The sequence below is a fragment of the Colwellia sp. genome, assembly GCF_013214175.1.
Lineage (GTDB): Bacteria > Pseudomonadota > Gammaproteobacteria > Enterobacterales > Alteromonadaceae > Colwellia.
In genome coordinates this window covers 91488-108703 of sequence record NZ_JABSPA010000002.1, presented here as the reverse complement: position 1 = coordinate 108703, position 17216 = coordinate 91488, and the positions used below count along the sequence as shown (strand labels likewise).

11 protein-coding genes are annotated in these 17216 nt (G+C 39.8%); 5 read left to right on the top strand and 6 right to left on the bottom strand.

Going from position 1 to position 17216, the window contains the following annotated elements:
- The first annotated feature begins 80 nt into the window (after positions 1 to 80).
- The gene (locus HRT55_RS03630; protein ID WP_291618984.1) at positions 81 to 1127 is read left to right on the top strand and encodes an ABC transporter substrate-binding protein; all 1047 of its coding nucleotides are present in this window, start codon (positions 81 to 83) and stop codon (positions 1125 to 1127) included.
- Positions 1128 to 1253: 126 nt separating this feature from the next.
- On the opposite strand, the gene polA is transcribed toward HRT55_RS03630, so the two are convergent.
- From polA to HRT55_RS03605, 5 genes are all read right to left on the bottom strand, one after another.
- Positions 1254 to 4040 carry a DNA polymerase I gene (gene polA / locus HRT55_RS03625; RefSeq protein WP_291618982.1) on the bottom strand — a complete coding sequence of 929 codons (2787 nt, stop codon included), beginning with the start codon at positions 4038 to 4040 and terminating at the stop codon, positions 1254 to 1256.
- Positions 4041 to 4641: 601 nt separating this feature from the next.
- A complete protein-coding gene (locus HRT55_RS03620) occupies positions 4642 to 7842 on the bottom strand; it encodes a CusA/CzcA family heavy metal efflux RND transporter (RefSeq protein ID WP_291618980.1) in 3201 nt (1066 codons plus the stop codon).
- A 15-nt stretch (positions 7843 to 7857) separates the two neighbouring features.
- Entirely contained in the window at positions 7858 to 9201 is a 1344-nt protein-coding gene (locus tag HRT55_RS03615; RefSeq protein ID WP_291618978.1) for an efflux RND transporter periplasmic adaptor subunit, read from the bottom strand.
- 69 nt (positions 9202 to 9270) lie between these two features.
- The gene (locus HRT55_RS03610) at positions 9271 to 10509 is read right to left on the bottom strand and encodes a TolC family protein (protein ID WP_291618977.1); all 1239 of its coding nucleotides are present in this window, start codon (positions 10507 to 10509) and stop codon (positions 9271 to 9273) included.
- Between the two features lie 129 nt (positions 10510 to 10638).
- Positions 10639 to 10986, bottom strand: a complete 348-nt coding sequence (locus tag HRT55_RS03605) for a DUF2946 domain-containing protein (protein ID WP_291618975.1) — start codon at positions 10984 to 10986, stop codon at positions 10639 to 10641.
- Positions 10987 to 11337: 351 nt separating this feature from the next.
- Here HRT55_RS03605 and HRT55_RS03600 point away from each other — a divergent pair, with 351 nt between their 5' ends.
- Positions 11338 to 12039: a hypothetical protein gene (locus HRT55_RS03600; protein ID WP_291618973.1), complete on the top strand. Its 702-nt coding sequence runs from the start codon at positions 11338 to 11340 to the stop codon at positions 12037 to 12039.
- 103 nt (positions 12040 to 12142) lie between these two features.
- Positions 12143 to 12583: a DUF4399 domain-containing protein gene (locus HRT55_RS03595; RefSeq protein WP_291618971.1), complete on the top strand. Its 441-nt coding sequence runs from the start codon at positions 12143 to 12145 to the stop codon at positions 12581 to 12583.
- A 132-nt stretch (positions 12584 to 12715) separates the two neighbouring features.
- Here the strand turns inward: HRT55_RS03595 and gorA are convergent, their stop codons facing one another.
- A complete protein-coding gene (gorA, locus tag HRT55_RS03590) occupies positions 12716 to 14083 on the bottom strand; it encodes a glutathione-disulfide reductase (protein ID WP_291618969.1) in 1368 nt (455 codons plus the stop codon).
- Between the two features lie 187 nt (positions 14084 to 14270).
- Between gorA and prlC the strand changes: the two genes are divergently transcribed.
- Both prlC and HRT55_RS03580 read left to right on the top strand, forming a co-directional pair.
- Positions 14271 to 16322, top strand: coding sequence for an oligopeptidase A (gene prlC, locus HRT55_RS03585; protein WP_291618968.1), 2052 nt, complete (start codon positions 14271 to 14273; stop codon positions 16320 to 16322).
- A gap of 155 nt (positions 16323 to 16477) precedes the next feature.
- Positions 16478 to 17209 carry a DNA-3-methyladenine glycosylase I gene (locus HRT55_RS03580; protein ID WP_291618966.1) on the top strand — a complete coding sequence of 244 codons (732 nt, stop codon included), beginning with the start codon at positions 16478 to 16480 and terminating at the stop codon, positions 17207 to 17209.
- Positions 17210 to 17216: the final 7 nt, after the last annotated feature.

Below are 17216 nucleotides of genomic sequence, written 5' to 3'. Positions count from 1 at the left end.
AGACGATTATTCACCATGAAATAATCGTGATGAACAGCTACAGTTAGAAGTAGCACACCTAAGTAATGGGATTTTAGCTGATGTTATTCTATTTCTCAACGACACAAGATCAAAGCTTCTCCTCGATAAAAGCTAATGTACATACAGGTCCGTTAGCTTTACTTTTACCTGCTATTCAAGGCATTACTTTCAGCCTTATCCTCATCATTAGTTTGAATTTAGGCTTAAGCCAAGTCGCACAAGCTAAAGTTCAAGTCGAAGCTCTAAGCGATAGTCAAAACGAACAGTTAACGGTTACTTATTTCAGCGAAGGCCAACAACATACCATTCAAGGAAAACAAACAGCTCAAGGTTATCGCTTTAACGAAAGATCCAATAAAGTCATTAACCTAGCCAGCTTAAATTGGCCGCCTTATATTAGTGAAGAGCTCTGCAATAAAGGTTGGGTTTTCCAATTTGCCGTCGCAGTACTCGTCAGTAAAGGTTACCAAGTAAATATCCACTTTTACCCTTGGGCAAGATCTGTGATGTTAGTGGAGCAGGGTAAAATGGACATACTCTTCCCAGAGTATTTTATTGAAAGTTCCGCACCATCAGATGCTGTGCCAGGTAAAAAACGCAGTGAACTACTAGTGCTGTCAAATAAGTTTTCTGGCGGTGAGTTATCTTTATTGAAAAGGCTAGGTTACCCGTTTGATTTACAAGAAAATTTGAGGAATTTAAAAGGTAAGATAATTGGTGTTGTTCGCGGCTATCAAAATACCCCTGAGTTTGATGCCATGATGGATTCAAAACAATTTGCCGTTATTGAAGCGGTAGATGAATTACAATTAGTAAAGCTACTGGTCGCTAAAAGAGTCGACTTAATCATTGGCGATCCTAAAGTGTTTACCTATAGTGTCAATTACTCCAACTTATCAAATCGCAATAAACAAGCACTGCTCAATAACATAGAAATAGTACAGCCTGCGTTAAAATACAACCATTTATATTTTGCTATCAGCAATAAATATCAACAATGGTCTCAGTTACTCGATGACGTTAATTTAGCGTTATTAGAGTTTCAACAAAGTGGTGAAACCGATAGGTTTATCAAGGTGGGAAGTGGTTGTACTTTAGATTTCTAAACGGATTTTAATACCCGCAATAAAAAGGCAGTTATCTAATTCAGATAGATAACTGCCTTACTTTTGATACGTTATAGTTTATTCAGGTAAAACTTACTCAGCTAATTTAAGCTAACTTCACTTAGCTTAGTGCGCTTCATCCCAGTTATCACCTATGCCTGCTTCAGCAATTAATGGCACCTTCAGCTCTACTGCATCATTCATCAATTCAACCAACTTCTGCGTAGTTTCTTCGACAATGTCTTGATGAATTTCAAAAATCAATTCATCGTGCACCTGCATGGTCATTTTAATACGCTCATCGTTTTGCTCTAACAACCATGAATCTACCGCTAACATGGCCTTTTTAATGATATCGGCAGCAGTACCTTGCATAGGCGCATTGATTGCAGCACGCTCGGCCGCTTTTTTGCGCATGCCATTTTTAGCATTAATGTCAGGTAAATATAATCGGCGGCCATACAAGGTTTCAACATAGCCCTGCTCACTCGCTTTTATGCGAGTATCTTCCATATAAGTTAATACACCGGGATAACGCTGGAAGTATTTATCTTGATACTCTTGTGCTTGTTTACGGCCAATATTTAATTGCTTGGATAAACCAAAGGCTGACATACCATAAATCAAACCAAAGTTAATGGCTTTGGCACTTCGGCGTTGATCAGTGGTTACTTCATCAAGTTCAACAGCAAAAATTTCTGCTGCTGTTGCTCTATGGATATCTTTACCTTCGCTAAAAGCAGTAACTAAACCTTTATCATCGGACAAGTGCGCCATGATGCGTAATTCAATTTGTGAGTAATCTATTGCCACTATTTTATGATCTTTTGGCGCTATAAAGGCTTGGCGAATTTTGCGACCTTGCTCACTGCGAATTGGGATGTTTTGTAAGTTTGGATCGGTCGAAGATAAACGCCCCGTTGCCGTAACTGCCTGATGATACGAAGTATGTAAACGCCCGGTTTTTTCACTCACCATTAACGGTAACTTATCAGTATAAGTCGACTTTAATTTACTTAAACCTCTATTCTCTAAAATAACTTTAGGTAATGGGTAATCAAGTGCTAGCTCTTGCAAGACATCTTCTGCAGTAGATGGTGCACCTTTGGGTGTCTTTTTGATGACCGGGATTTTTAGATCTTCAAAAAGAATTTGCTGCAATTGCTTCGGTGAAGCCAAGTTAAAGCTTTTACCGGCTAAGTTATGCGCTTCAATTTCCAGCTCGGCTAAGCGCTGACCTAGGGTCTGGCTTTGATCGGCTAAAATATCACTGTCAATCAATACCCCTGTTTGCTCCATACGGGCCAGTACAGGTAATAAAGGCATCTCAATTTCATTAAAAACACTGAGCTGCGACGTTGACTTTTCTAACGCTGGGAAAATAGCTTTATGTAAACGCAAAGTGATATCAGCATCTTCTGCGGCATAATGACCAGCCTTTTCCAGCTCAATTTGATTGAAAGTAAGCTGCTTAGCACCTTTACCAGCAATATCTTCAAATTTTACCGTTTTATAATCAAGGTATTTCAGTGCTAGCGCATCCATATTATGGCGAGTAGCAACACTGTTGTAGCAATATGACTCGATCATGGTATCAAATTCGATACCTTGCAAAGCGATATCATAATGGCTTAATACATTGGCATCATATTTAAGGTTTTGACCAATTTTTTTAATTGTTTTACTTTCTAGTAACGGTTTTAACTGCGCTAATACCCAGTCTTTATCAAGCTGCTCGGGAGCATCTTCATAATCGTGAGTTAATGGTACATAAGCCGCTTTACCTACTTCCACTGCAAAAGATACGCCGACTATTTCAGCTTTCATATAATCAACACTGGTTGTTTCAGTATCAAAGGCGAAGGCATCACACCCTTGTAACTTCTCCAGCCACTGGCTAAATAAGGCCTTATCTAAAATGATATCGTATTCACTTTCTGTAACCGTCACGGCTTCGATTTCCGCAGCTTGCTCGCCTGTTGAGCTTGTCGATTTACTTGATTTAGTACTTGCTTCATCGACACCTTTAGCTAAATCAGCTAATAAGCGTTTTAATTCAAATTTTTGATAAAGCTTAGTAAGTGCTTCGACATCGGCTTCACTGGCAGCTAATTGTCCTGCGGTTTGATCTAGTTCAACATCACATTTAATAGTGGCTAATTTATATGACAAAGGTAGCTGCACTAGCGCATCACGTAGGTACTCGCCTATTTTTCCTTTTACTTTATCAGCATTAGCAATAACTTCAGCCATGGTGCCATGCTCTGCTAACCATTTAACGGCAGTTTTTGGACCACACTTTACTACACCAGGAATGTTATCAACTTTATCGCCCATTAAGGCAAGATAGTCGATGATTTGATCGGGGCGAACACCAAATTTTTCACTAACGCCGGCAACATCCATTTCTACATCAGTCATGGTATTAATTAAACGCACATGTTTAGTAACTAACTGCGCCATATCTTTATCGCCCGTTGAAATAACGGTTTCTATACCGAGTTCATCGGCTTGTTTTGCCAAAGTACCAATAACGTCATCGGCCTCTACGCCAGGGATGACTAATAAGGGTAAACCCATAGCAGTAATAATTTCATGCAATGGCGCTATTTGTGTACGTAGATCATCCGGCATTGGTGGACGATTTGCTTTGTATTCTGGATACATATCATTGCGAAAGGTTTTACCTTTTGCATCAAAAATAGCGATAATATTGCCATTTGGGTAGTCTTTTTTCAAACTACGTAGCATATTCAATACACCGGTGATGGCACCTGTTGGTTGGCCATCTGCGGTTGAAAGTGCTTGCAAATATGGCACGTGATAGGCTCGAAATAAATACGAAGATCCATCAACTAAGATCAAGGGTGATTGCGTGTTATTAGCATCAGGTGAGGTTGCAGAAGTTGTCATAAGAAATACGCGAAGCGAGTAAAATAAGCTAAAGGTGGCTAAGCATGCCACAAAGTGCAAGTAGGCTCCACTTTATCAGTGTGCTTAATTGCTTGGATCATGGATCCTCTTGTGGATAACCTTGTGATCAAGTACGAAAAACAGCCAAGGATTTTCAAATGGAAAATCTGGCTTGATAAATATAGTCCTTTGATTTAATTGTAAAAAAACGAAGTGCTAAAGACTTCTAATAGACAATGTTCTTATTTTTAAAATATGTGGATAATTTTATTATCAAGTTACTTTCAAGTTGTACAAAAAAGCACCTGATGAAAATAACGAGGTAAGAGATTATCAGAATTTGGCGTGATTACCAGCGCATTTTTAAACTTTTTTTACAGAGTAGTTACACTTTTAAAGAACAAAAAAACATAAGCGAGTAAGGACAATAGCTAGCAACAGATCCACCAGTTAAATAAAAATATTTATGATAGTTTTTATTTTAAAAAACAAAATTCCTGCTAAATTTTAACAGGAATTTTTATCCCCATGACACGGCAAAATGCGAGTTTTAAATTCCAACTGCATTCTGCCTCTTGGGATAGCAGGGTCAAATATTTTACTAACGCGTTAGTTGGGCAATTTTTGTTTTAGAAAACCTTGGATACAATACCGGCAAAACAAATAAAGTTAATAACGTTGCTGTCACTAAGCCGCCAACAATAACACTGGCCAATGGTCGTTGAATTTCAGCACCAACACCATTTGACATTAACATTGGGATCAAACCTAATGCAGAAGTAATAGCCGTCATCAACACTGGACGTAAACGTGATACCGCGCCATCAAAAACCGCTTTTGATGTGTCAATACCATCCTTAACCAGTTGATTAATGCTTTCTACCATCACCACACCATTAAGTACGGCGACACCAAATAAGGTGATAAAACCGACCGAACTTGGCACTGACAAATATTGCCCTGAAATATAGAGCGAGAAAATACCGCCAATAACCGCCAAAGGCACGTTAACTAAAATAAGCATCGCTTGACCGACAGAGCCAAAAGCAAAGTAAAGTAGTAAAGCAATTAGCGCCAGTGATAACGGCACTACTACAGCAAGACGTTGCTGTGCTCGTTGTTGGTTTTCAAACTGACCACCAATAACCACAGAGTAACCTGCGGGCAAGTCCACTTTGTCATCAATAGCTTTGCGAATGTCGTTAACCACACTGCCCATGTCTCGGCCTTGTACATTAGCCTGAATAACGACACGTCTTTGCACATCATCACGGCGTACTTGTGGCGGACCAGACTCAAAACTAACGGTAGCAATATCGCCTAAACGTACCCAAGCACCGGTAGGTGATTGTATTCTCAGGTCAGCAATAGCCTCTTGGTTATCACGATACTTTTCTTCAAAACGCACATAAATATCGTATCGTTCATTACCATTGATTATTTGGCCAGCACTAACGCCGCCAATGCCATCTTTAACCACGGCCATGACATCGCCAACCGATAAGCCATATCGTGATAGCTGTTGTCTTTTCGGTTTAATTACTAGTTGTGCTTCACCAGCTATTTGCTCTAAGGCTACATCTCTAGCGCCTGCAATTTTCTTAATGACGGCTTCAATTTCTTGACCTTTACTCGCCAGAACATCTAACTCAGGACCAAACAACTTAATAGCAAGTTGTGCTTTAACCCCAGAAAGTAATTCATCAACACGTGTAGCAATCGGCTGTGAAAAGTTAAGTAATAAGCCTGGAAACTGTTCAAGTTTCTCTTCCATTAACCCCTGTAACTCAAAGCGATTACTCGCACTGCTCCACTCGGAGACGGGTTTTAAGCCAATATATATCTCAATGTTATTGACTGGCTCAGGATCGCCACCAATTTCAGCACGGCCAATGCGGCTTAGGGTGTATTCTACTTCAGGGAATTCCATTAACATTGCTTCAAGAATGGGTGCCACCGACAAGGCAGTTTCCAAACTTGATGAAGGCGCCAAAGTCGCTCTTAGGTTAATAGTGCCTTCTTCGAGCTCAGGCACAAACTCAGTACCAATTTGTGGTACTAAAGCAGCGGCACCAATAAACAATAAAACGGAAGCAGCAATCACTACTTTTGTGTGTTTCATTGCCGCTTTTAGCCCTTTGCGATAAAGCTTGTTTAATGGCTTTAAGACAAAGCTTTCTTTTTCTTTAACGCCTTTGTTAAACATATAAGTCGCTAAAGCCGGTACTACAAATAATGCCACTAAAATAGCCGAAATAACCGCTAAAATAATACTGATAGCCATAGGTTGAAACAGTTTAGCTTCAACACCTTCAAAACTAAACAGCGGCATAAATACCACTAAAATGATGGAAGCAGCAAAGAATACCGGACGGGCGACTTCTTTACCGGCTTCTTTTAATCGTAAAGGGATACCAGCTTCATCACTTTCTACGTTATGTGGGTCAACATCTGTATCTGGATTTCTTGCTTGGGCATTTTTGTAATGAGTGGCATCAGGTCTATTAAGATGTTTAACCATATTTTCAACCATCACTACTGAGCCATCAACCAACATACCAATAGCAACCGCAATACCACCTAACGACATTAAGTTAGCCGATAAACCTATCCAAGACATCACCATTAAGGCAATAGCGATAGAAATAGGAATTGAAATGAGTACTAAAAACGTGGCGCGCAAGTTCATTAAAAACAGTGCCAACACTATGGCAATGAAAATAAACGCTAAGGCTAAGGCTTCAACCACAGTATCAACTGCTTGAGTAATTAAGTCCGCTTGATCATAAAACGGCTCAAAACGCACACCTTCAGGCAACGCTTGATTGATCATAGGAATACGTGCACTAATACCATCAATAGTGGCTTTGGTATTTGCCCCCATACGTTTTAGCACTATGCCGGTAACCACTTCACCTAAGTTTTCAATATTGCCTTCTGCATCTCTGCGCGTCATAGTAACCGCGCCTTGGCGAATTTCACTACCCAGTGAAACTTTAGCGACATCGTCAATAGTAACCACAGTACCAGCAACGGTTTTCACTGGTACTTGTCTAATATCGTCTAAACCTGCTTCGCCACTATTAAACCAACCGGTACCACGAATCACTAATTGCTCTTGCCCGCGGTTCATGTACCAACCACCAACATTAGCATTATTGTTCTCAAGTGCCGCAACAATATCGTCTTGGGTTAACTGATATGACAATAACTTACTGGGTTCAATATTGACCTGATACTGTCTAACGTTGCCGCCAAAAGACAAGACATCGGTAACACCATCAACCGGCATTACCAATAACTTCACTATCCAGTCATTTAAACTTCTTAAGGTCATTGAATCATAACCAGAATCTTTGTCAGCAATTAACAGATACTGAAAAATTTGACCCAAACCCGAGGTATTAGGTCCCATTGCTGGTGTACCTACACCTTGAGGAATTAATTCTTTCGCCGCTTGTAAACGTTCAAAAACCAGTTGGCGAGCAAAATAGATGTCGGTACCTTCTTTAAATACTACGGTAACGCCCGACAAACCTGTTTTTGAAATTGAACGTACTTGCTCTACATCAGGCAGTGCATACATTACAGCTTCAATAGGATAAGTTATTAACTGCTCAACTTCTTCTGCTGCTAAGCCAGGTGCTTCGGTATTTATCGCTACCTGAACATTGGTTACGTCAGGAAAAGCATCTAAATTTAACTTGGGGATCACCATAACAGCTGCCGCCATAGTGGCGATCAGTGCGATAACTACCAATAGTCGATTATTGATCGACCAATCAATCATTTTATTAAACATAATTTCATTCCTTACCTAGTGGCCGTGCGGATCAAATCCGCCTTTTGCTATTTCTGAAGCAACAAAGAATGCACCTTTGGTCACCACTCGCGTATTAGGGGCAATACCGATAATTTGACGGTAATGACCTAAGGGCTGACCGAGTTCAACTTCAACAGCTTTAAACTCACCAGGATGATCTTCAACAAATACAGTCCAATCACCATCTGCACCACGCATTAATGCCGTTTCTGGCACCGCGATTACCGGGGTTTGGGTATCAAACTGAAAATTAACATTAACGAACATGCCGGAGTGTAAAGTGTCATCTTTATTATCAACGGACAGGCGCACAATTCGGGTACGGGTAATTGGGTCTATGGTGTGTGCTTCTTGAATCACTTTAGCGAAATGTACTTGGCCAGCAAACTCAACCTTGGCTATGGTGCCTACGGGTAAGTTCAGTTTCTTATTAGGTGAAACTCGCGCTTCTACCCATAAATTTTCTTCATTGGCCAAGACCATTATTTTATCGCCCGGTGCAACTCGTTGCCCTTGGGAAAAATCATCACTTAATACCGCGCCAGCTCGTTTAGCTACTAAGGTATACTCACCCAGATTTGATGAGTTATTTTTAACAATTTCTTTAATAGCCGCTTTGGTTAAGCCAAATGCAGTTAATCGACCGTAAGCAGTAATATAAGCGGTTTCACTTGCTAATAAACGGCTTTCACTGACAGTGCCAAGACCTAGTTTTTTAGTTCGCTGCCACTCACTATAAGCAACACGGTACTCTGCTTGCGCTTCTGCCATCGATTCACTAAATAAAGTCACCAAAGCTTGGCCTTTTTCGACATGTTCACCCAAAATGGCGTGACGGCTTATAACTACCGACTCGGTACGTGGCGAGACAATATAGCTGGTGTAACCGTTGGCTTTTATTTCTCCGGGAGCATAAACACTTTTAGCGAAAATTTTGGCGGTTAAAGTAGAGACTTTGATATTGGCTAAGGCCATTTTTTCAGGGCTAAAGCTTATACCTTCTTCATGCTCTTCTTCACTAGCACTTTTACTGCCATTTTCGTTTGTAATTTCGCTAGTACCTTCGTTCGTATGGCCGTGACTATCATTAACTTTAGCTTCTTGGTCGTGCTCGTCTTTTTTATTCTCGTTGGCATGATCATGACCCGCTTCTTCTGCTACTTCATGAACATGTTCAGCTTGTACCACTATCGCTTGCGCACCCGACAGCGCGTTTTCTAGCACAACATCCTTGTAAGCTAACACTGTGGTCGATGCCACAGCTAAGCCGGTAAATAGACTACTCAGGGTAATGAGTTTTATTTTTTTAGATACTTTATCAGTTAATATATTTTTCATTTTTGATTCCAAATTCTTTGACAACTTATACCTACGCTAATGGTAGTTATATAAGATGAGATAACGGTTTTAGTTTAATAGCTTAGTGGCGACATTTAATTGGCCGACATTCAGTAACCATTGCACTTCGCTTAATTTGAACTGGGCTTGTAATTCAATGCCCGCGTATAAACCTTCCGCTCTTTGTTGTAACGCCAATAAATAATCAGAGGTATTTAAATCACCTAATTGCCATTGTTTTTGCAATAATTGCGCACTGCTTTCACCACGCCCTTGCATTAACTTTTGCCAACGGCCAAGATATTTTTTATTAGAAATTAATGACGCGGTACTTGCCTGTATCAGATACTTTTGTTTGCGCATAACCGCACGAAAACTCGCTTCTGCGGCGATAGCTTGCTGATTTTTGGCCTTGGCATTGGCTTGGTAGTCATTACGAATATTTAATGGCATAGAAAAGGTGATGCCGACTATATTATCGTCAGCATTTTTTCCGGCACTAAGACCAATAGTAGGATCTGCTTTGGTTTCAAGCATGGCATATTGAGCAATGTTTTTTTGTACTTGCCATAGCGCTTGCGCCGCTAATACTTGCGGATGCTGTGTTAACCACTGCTCAACTACTTGAAAGTTTGTAACTCCCAAGCCCTTCTCTGGATACACCTGAGTATCAGGGCGCCAGTCAGGCAGTAGTTCATTAACATCCGCTTGAGCTTGGGTTAACTGTGCTTGTATTTGCGCAGTTTTATTGAGTAGTTGCGACAAATTCAAGAACGTCAGCTCAGCATCAACCGGACCAAGATCGCCAGCCTGCTGCCTTTTAGTAACAATTTTTAGCAGAATATCTAATTGTTGTTCCTGCTCAAACGCAAGTACCGATTTGTCCGTGGCAAGTTGCCAGTTAATCAATGCTGTTAATGCTTGGGCTTTTTTTTGTGCTACTGCGTAAGTAAATTGATTACTAGCTACGGTTAATATTTTATCGCCAATGGCAACATTAACGGCCTGCTTATCCCACAAATCAATGGTTTGGCTAATACCAATATTAAAGTTATTGCCATCACCTTCTCGCTCATAACCGGTAGACAATTCAGGGTTATAAAGTGGTAACTTACTGCCCTGTGCTTTTGAGAATTCAGCATTCATCAGTTCACGCGCTGAGACAATATCAGGATGTTTATTGATTTGTCGATCAAGCCAATCACTTGATAAAGTTGTTTGTGCAAAAGCCAAACAACTTACCGACATAGTTGCCGAGTAGCTAATGAATAACGCTACGCCAGCAGATTTTACCGAGAAAAATTTCATAATAATCTCTTAATTTAACAATAAAATGTCGCAACTAAGCTCAAATAAACTAACTAAGCTAAATCAAATTCGGCTTTAGTTAAGCTTTGCTTAAAGATAAGGTTTGTTGCGGGTAGTTTTTAAATTAAATTAAGAAATGGGGGGGCGTATAAGCTCTTCAATGAAACTCTTATCAAGGTTGTCTGTATAGAAATATTGATTGGTGATTATAAATTGAGGTGTCGGTAAAGCAGATTTGTTACTGGCAACCCATTGGGTATGAGCGCCTTGACAATGACCACAGTGATGGCAGTCTTTAATATTATGTTCACTGTCAGATGATTCATCGAGAAGCTCAATGTCATCAACATCATGAAAATGTTCTGTTAGAATATGTTGAGAGTCAACTTGATGATTTTCATCTGAATTAGCCACAGCAGCATATGATTGCAATGCAATCAATAATACTAATATTAAGCCAAGCCAAGTGTTTTTCATCTGTATTATATTTACCCTAATATAAGAACCTGCGAAGGAAGATGTTAATCAAAAAAATTAACCTAGTCAATAAAAGCCATGTCGCCTACCTCGCGCGACCTCAGTATTACAAGTTAGCTAAAAACATTAAAGTGCTATCAAGTAATTAAATGTAATCAGCCCCATATTTCCCCTCTTTATTTATATTTAAGAATGAGACCTATTTTTATTTGAGCCAACTCTATAATTTTGTTATCTTTGCCGACAAAATATCAAATGGACTCGAAATTAATGAAATATTACTCCCTACTCAACAGCCTGATCTTAAGTATACTTTTATCGGCTTGTTCTACTAACCCCGTAAGTGTCTCTATGTCTACCACTCGCTTTGATAATCCAGAAGTTAGTAGTGAGCCTTTAACAGTGAATTTAGCTTTAGGTCATGGTAGTAGAACAAGGTTGATTATAGAAGATCAAGGTGATGATTATGATATTAGTGGCACAAATCTTTATGGCTATTACCGAGGTAATATCACCGCAGCAAAAGGTTTAGAAATATCACTACGAGGTGATGATGACTCGGCGACTCGAATTGGTATCAAATATCAATTTTATGGTGCCCATACTGAGCAATCAACTAAAGGGAATCTTTCACAAGCGTTTACCTTAGGTTATGAAAGAAATACTACCAGTAAGCAAGACTACATTGGTGGCTATTACAGCGATTGCGATGATTATTATTGTGATTATATCTCTGAAACGGGAAATTGGCAGCATGACACCAATGTTTATGATATTGCTTGGGTAGTCGGTTATAAATTCGCTGCCAGAGACATTATCTACGGTGGTCCGTTTTATCAATGGGGCCAGCTCCGCGGCGATAAAACCATTACCAATGCCACTACTCAGCAACTTAAAAGTGATGGTTATATGATAGGTGCAAACATCGCCATAGAACATAGGTTTTCTTTTGGTATGGGGTTAGCAGGTGAAATAGTCTATGCCAATTTAGATTGGGGAAATTACAGTCAAAATGATACCAGCTTTAATTTTAAAATTGACTACCAATTTTAATCAAATATTGACGGCTACAGTAAGTACCGCTATTTTTATCCCATCCGAAAATTAATTAAAACAATCGATTAAGATTATTTACTTGAAATAAGCGAGTCATAAGATGAAAAAACTTATCCAATTATCACTGTTAACTTTAGCGTTAAGCCCGGTGTTATTAACATCGGAACTAGCTAACGCCAATAGCATGCCGCAATCTGTATCTCCAGCGAGCGCTAATGTTTATATTATTACACCTGTCGATGGCGCAACTGTGCCTAGTACTTTTACCGTGACGTTTGGCTTAAAAGATATGGGTGTTGCTCCTGCGGGTGTTGAGAAAAAGCATACTGGTCATCATCACTTATTGATAGATAAAGACTCCCTTCCTGACTTTGATATGCCGATGGGCGGTGACGTGAAACACTTCGGAGGTGGTCAAACTCAAACAACATTAACCTTACCTAAAGGCACACATACTTTGCAGCTGATTATGGGCGATCATCATCATATTCCTCATAAACCAGCGGTTGTTTCCAAGAAGATTACTATTACCGTGAAATAAAGTACCTCTAGGTAAAAACTATATAAAAAAGCCTATGAGCCTTATTATTAAATAAGTCTCAGAGGCTTTTATTTGTTAAATGTTATCTATCGAAGCTAATGCAAAGCTGTATAAGCTCGGTGTGACAGATAATTAGCTCAACGTAACAAACTCTTCTGCTGAAGTGGGGTGGATAGCAACTGTATTATCAAAATCAGCTTTGGTTGCGCCCATTTTCATCGCTACCGCAAAGCCTTGTAATAACTCATCACTACCAAAGCCAATACTATGTAGACCAACAACTTTCTCATCCTTGCCAGCACAAATTAGTTTCATCCGTGTTGGATCGCGATAATCGTCAGTGATCGCTTGATAAAGCGCAGTAAATTGTGAGTTATAAACAGTAATATTGTCTGCTCCGTATTCGGCTTTAGCCTCATCTTCAGTTAAACCAACGGTACCGATAACCGGATGACTAAATACCACGGTGGCAATGCCAGAATAATCTAAATGCTCATCAGGTTTGTTATTAAATAACCGTTCACATAAACGTCGACCCGCAGCAACGGCAACTGGAGTTAGTTGTGCACGACCGGTGTTATCTCCGACTGCATAAATACCTTCAACATTGGTGTTTTGATATTTATCAGTAACAATAAAACCACGTTCATTAACCTCAACGCCTGTGGCAGCTAAGTTGATATTATCGGTGGCTGGCTCACGGCCTATGGCCCAAACTACAGTATCTACTGGCGCTAATGATTTACCATTAGTAAAGTGCACAACTAATTTTCCGTCACTCAGTTTCTCAATGCGTTCTGGTGTGCTGTGATTGTGTAGCTTAGGACCGTGCTTAGCCATTTGCTCAACCAAGGTATCACTTAACATGTCATCAAAGCCGCGCAATGGTTTTTCTTTACGCACTACTAAGTGAGACTCAGTGCCCAAGGCTTGAAATACTCCGGCTAATTCAACGGCAATATAACCTGCACCAATAACAGCAACGCTTTTAGGTTGTTCCGTTAAGGCAAAAAAGCCATCGGAATCGATACCATACTCGGCACCTTCAATAGTAGGGATCGCGGGGCGTCCACCCGTAGCGATAGTAATATGGTCAGCGGTGATAAGCTCACCATTCACTTCCACTGTATTTTTATCAATAAATTTGGCAAAGCCATTAATCACAGTGACATCATTCGCATCAAAACCACGCTGATAGGCCGCATGAATTCGTTTAATATAAGCTTCACGGTTAGCAACTAACTTGCCCCAATCAAATTGAGACTCACCTTGAGTAAGATGCTGGCTAAAGCCGTAATCATGGGCATACTTTAACGCATCGGCTATTTGTCCGGCATACCACATGGCTTTTTTAGGGACACAACCAACATTGACACAAGTACCACCAATGTATTTAGCTTCAATAACTGCGGCCTTTTTACCTAATCTAGCCGCACGGTTAGCTGAAGCTATACCACCACTACCGCCACCAATGGCAAGATAATCAAAATGTTGTGTCATAATTCTCTCAATAAATTTGTCGTTTCTTAATCAATATATATGCCCAACAGCCGCTGATTTCAAGTGTCATTTTATAAAGTCGACAACCGCGAACAATAAGCTTGGCTTTATTATTAGGGCAATACCTTGAAATTGTCTTAATTAAACATTACATATAAGTAATTCATAAAGCTATTTAAGTAACCCTATGACCAATCCATTATTAGTATCGAGTGAACTACCTGCCTTTTCAAAAATTAAGCCTGAGCAGGTAAAACCTGCTGTTGAGCAAGCTATCAGTGACTGTAAAAAAGTTATTGAGCAAGTACTCGCTGATAATGAGGTATTTACTTGGCAGAACTTAGTTATGCCAATTGATGATGTTGATGATGTGTTAGCTAAACTATGGTCACCGGTTTCTCATATGAATTCAGTGGTTAGTAGTGATGAATTACGAGAAGCCTATGAATCATGTCTGCCAATTTTATCTGAATATGGCACCTTTGTTGGTCAACATGAAGATTTATATCAAGCCTACCTTAGTATTAAAAATAGCGATGAATTTGAACAACTCGACGTAGCTCAACAAAAAGTAATCACCAATGCACTACGCGATTTTAAATTATCAGGCATCGCGCTAAATGATGAAGATAAAAAGCGTTACGGTGAAATAAAGACACGCTTATCTGAGCTCAGTTCAAGCTTTAGCAATAACGTACTCGATGCCACCCATGCTTTTAGTATCACCATAGAAAACAAAGATAAGTTAACTGGCTTACCTGAAAGTGCCTTAGCTGCAGCCCAAGAATTAGCTAAAGCAAAAGAAAAACAAGGCTATACCTTCACCCTAGATATTCCAAGCTACCTGCCAGTAATGATGTATTGCGATAATACTGACTTACGTGAACAACTTTATACAGCCTTTGTTACCCGTGCCTCAGATCAAGGCCCAAATGCTAATGAATTTGATAACAGTGGCATTATGAATGAGTTATTAAGCTTAAGGCATGAATTAGCGAATTTACTCGACTTTGACAACTATGCTCAACACTCCTTAGCGACCAAAATGGCAAACTCCACTAGTGAAGTAATGCAGTTTCTTGAAAACTTGGCTATTAAATCACAACACCAAGGCAAACAAGATTTTAAAGAGCTAAGTGACTTTGCTGCCAGTGAGTTCAAGCAAGAAAACTTGCAAGCTTGGGATTTGGCTTATTACAGTGAGAAATTAAAACAAAGTCGTTATGCTATTTCAGATGAGCAATTACGTCCTTACTTTCCAAAAGATAAGGTTGTGGCTGGTTTATTTGCCGTAGTGCATAAATTATTCGGCCTATCTATCACACATCGTGAAGGCGTTGATGTTTGGCATGACGATGTGAACTTTTATGACATAGTTGATAAAGCCGGTAAAAAGCGTGGTAGTTTCTATTTAGATCTATATGCGCGTGAGAAAAAACGTGGCGGCGCTTGGATGGATGTTTGTGTAGGTCGTAGTCAGAAGTCTGATGGCGCTATTCAATACCCCGTTGCCTATTTAACCTGTAACTTTAACGGCCCTATAGGCAATAATCCGGCATTATTTACTCATAATGAAGTAGTGACCTTGTTTCATGAGTTTGGTCATGGAATTCACCACATGTTAAGCCAAATTAATGCCAGCAGTGTTGCCTGTATTAATGGCGTGCCTTGGGATGCGGTTGAGCTGCCAAGCCAGTTTTTAGAAAACTGGTGCTGGCAGCCAGAAGCTTTAGCCTTTATTTCTGGTCATTTTGAAAGTGGCGAGCCATTACCACAAGAAATGTTAGATAAAATGCTGGCAGCCAAAAACTTCCAATCTGCTATGCAAATGTTACGTCAACTTGAGTTCAGCATCTTCGATTTTACTATGCATGAAAGCTTTGAGCCAAAAGCATTAAACAATGAACAGCATATTCAACAAACACTCGATAATGTTAGAAAGCAGTACTCAGTAGTCAAGGCACCTGAATTTAATCGTTTTCAACACGGTTTTAGCCATATCTTTGGTGGTGGTTATTCTGCCGGTTATTACAGCTACAAATGGGCGGAAGTTTTATCGGCTGATGCCTTTGGTTTATTTGAAGAGCAAGGTATCTTTAACGAAGCAACTGGACAGTCTTTCTTAAACAATATCCTAGAGAAAGGTGGCAGCGAAGAGCCAAGTGCATTATTCCAAAAATTCCGTGGCCGAACACCCGAAATTGATGCTCTGTTACGCCATTGTGGAATTGAAGCATAACGAGCACTATCAGCGGTTAGCGAGAATCAAGTCTCTCGTGTTAACAGAACCTTAGCCTAAACCATAGGCTAAGGTTCATTCATAAGATTAGCTTCCCGCTCAACGAATGCAGGAATGATTTAACTTATCAACAGAACCATCCGAATTAAGAAACTATGACTCACGAATCATTTAAATCACTATTCCAACGTGCTGCCGAAAGAAAAGGTGGCGTACCCGCTTTAGAAGTATTGCTAGGTAAAAAAATCCTCGGTAAGCGATTACTAGACGATACCGCAGCACAACACAGTGTTGCCGAACTAGGTGACGATCGTATTCTTGCTGCATTTACCAAACAAATTTTCAAATCCGGTTTTGTCTGGCGTGTGGTCGAAAATAAATGGCCTGATTTTGAAGAGAATTTTTTCAATTTTAATATTGAAAAAATTCTTATGATGCCAGAAGAAATGTTGGAACGAAAAGCCGCCGACCCAAAAATAATTCGTAATTATAATAAAGTAAAAACCATTAAAGCCAATGCGCAAATGATGTTCGATCACCACATTGAAAGTAATATGAGCTTTGCTCAGTTTATCAACAACTGGCCAAGTACAGATATCATTGGTTTATGGGCTTACCTGAAAAAGCACGGTCAACGTTTAGGTGGCAATACTGGACCTTATGCATTGCGATTATTAGGTAAAGATACTTTTATTTTAAGCAGTGATGTTGAAGCTTACTTAAGAGCACAAGAAATTATTGATGGTGGTTTACAAAGTAAAAAAAGCTTAACAGCTATACAAGCACACTTTAACAAGTTACAAAGTGAAAGTGGCTATAGCTTAACCCAGCTTAGCCGTTTAATTGCTTTTTCTTGTGGTGATAATTATGTGCAGGTTGGGGAGTAAGCTGCAC

Bases quoted from the DNA above. Each gene is read 5' to 3' on its own strand.
- HRT55_RS03595 (WP_291618971.1), top strand. From the start codon at position 12,143: ATGAAAAAACTTATCCAATTATCACTGTTAACTTTAGCGTTAAGCCCG.
- HRT55_RS03605 (WP_291618975.1), bottom strand. From the start codon at position 10,986: ATGAAAAACACTTGGCTTGGCTTAATATTAGTATTATTGATTGCATTG.
- HRT55_RS03620 (WP_291618980.1), bottom strand. From the start codon at position 7,842: ATGTTTAATAAAATGATTGATTGGTCGATCAATAATCGACTATTGGTA.
- HRT55_RS03615 (WP_291618978.1), bottom strand. From the start codon at position 9,201: ATGAAAAATATATTAACTGATAAAGTATCTAAAAAAATAAAACTCATT.
- HRT55_RS03610 (WP_291618977.1), bottom strand. From the start codon at position 10,509: ATGAAATTTTTCTCGGTAAAATCTGCTGGCGTAGCGTTATTCATTAGC.
- HRT55_RS03580 (WP_291618966.1), top strand. From the start codon at position 16,478: ATGACTCACGAATCATTTAAATCACTATTCCAACGTGCTGCCGAAAGA.
- HRT55_RS03600 (WP_291618973.1), top strand. From the start codon at position 11,338: ATGTCTACCACTCGCTTTGATAATCCAGAAGTTAGTAGTGAGCCTTTA.
- HRT55_RS03630 (WP_291618984.1), top strand. From the start codon at position 81: ATGTTATTCTATTTCTCAACGACACAAGATCAAAGCTTCTCCTCGATA.
- gorA (WP_291618969.1), bottom strand. From the start codon at position 14,083: ATGACACAACATTTTGATTATCTTGCCATTGGTGGCGGTAGTGGTGGT.
- polA (WP_291618982.1), bottom strand. From the start codon at position 4,040: ATGACAACTTCTGCAACCTCACCTGATGCTAATAACACGCAATCACCC.
- prlC (WP_291618968.1), top strand. From the start codon at position 14,271: ATGACCAATCCATTATTAGTATCGAGTGAACTACCTGCCTTTTCAAAA.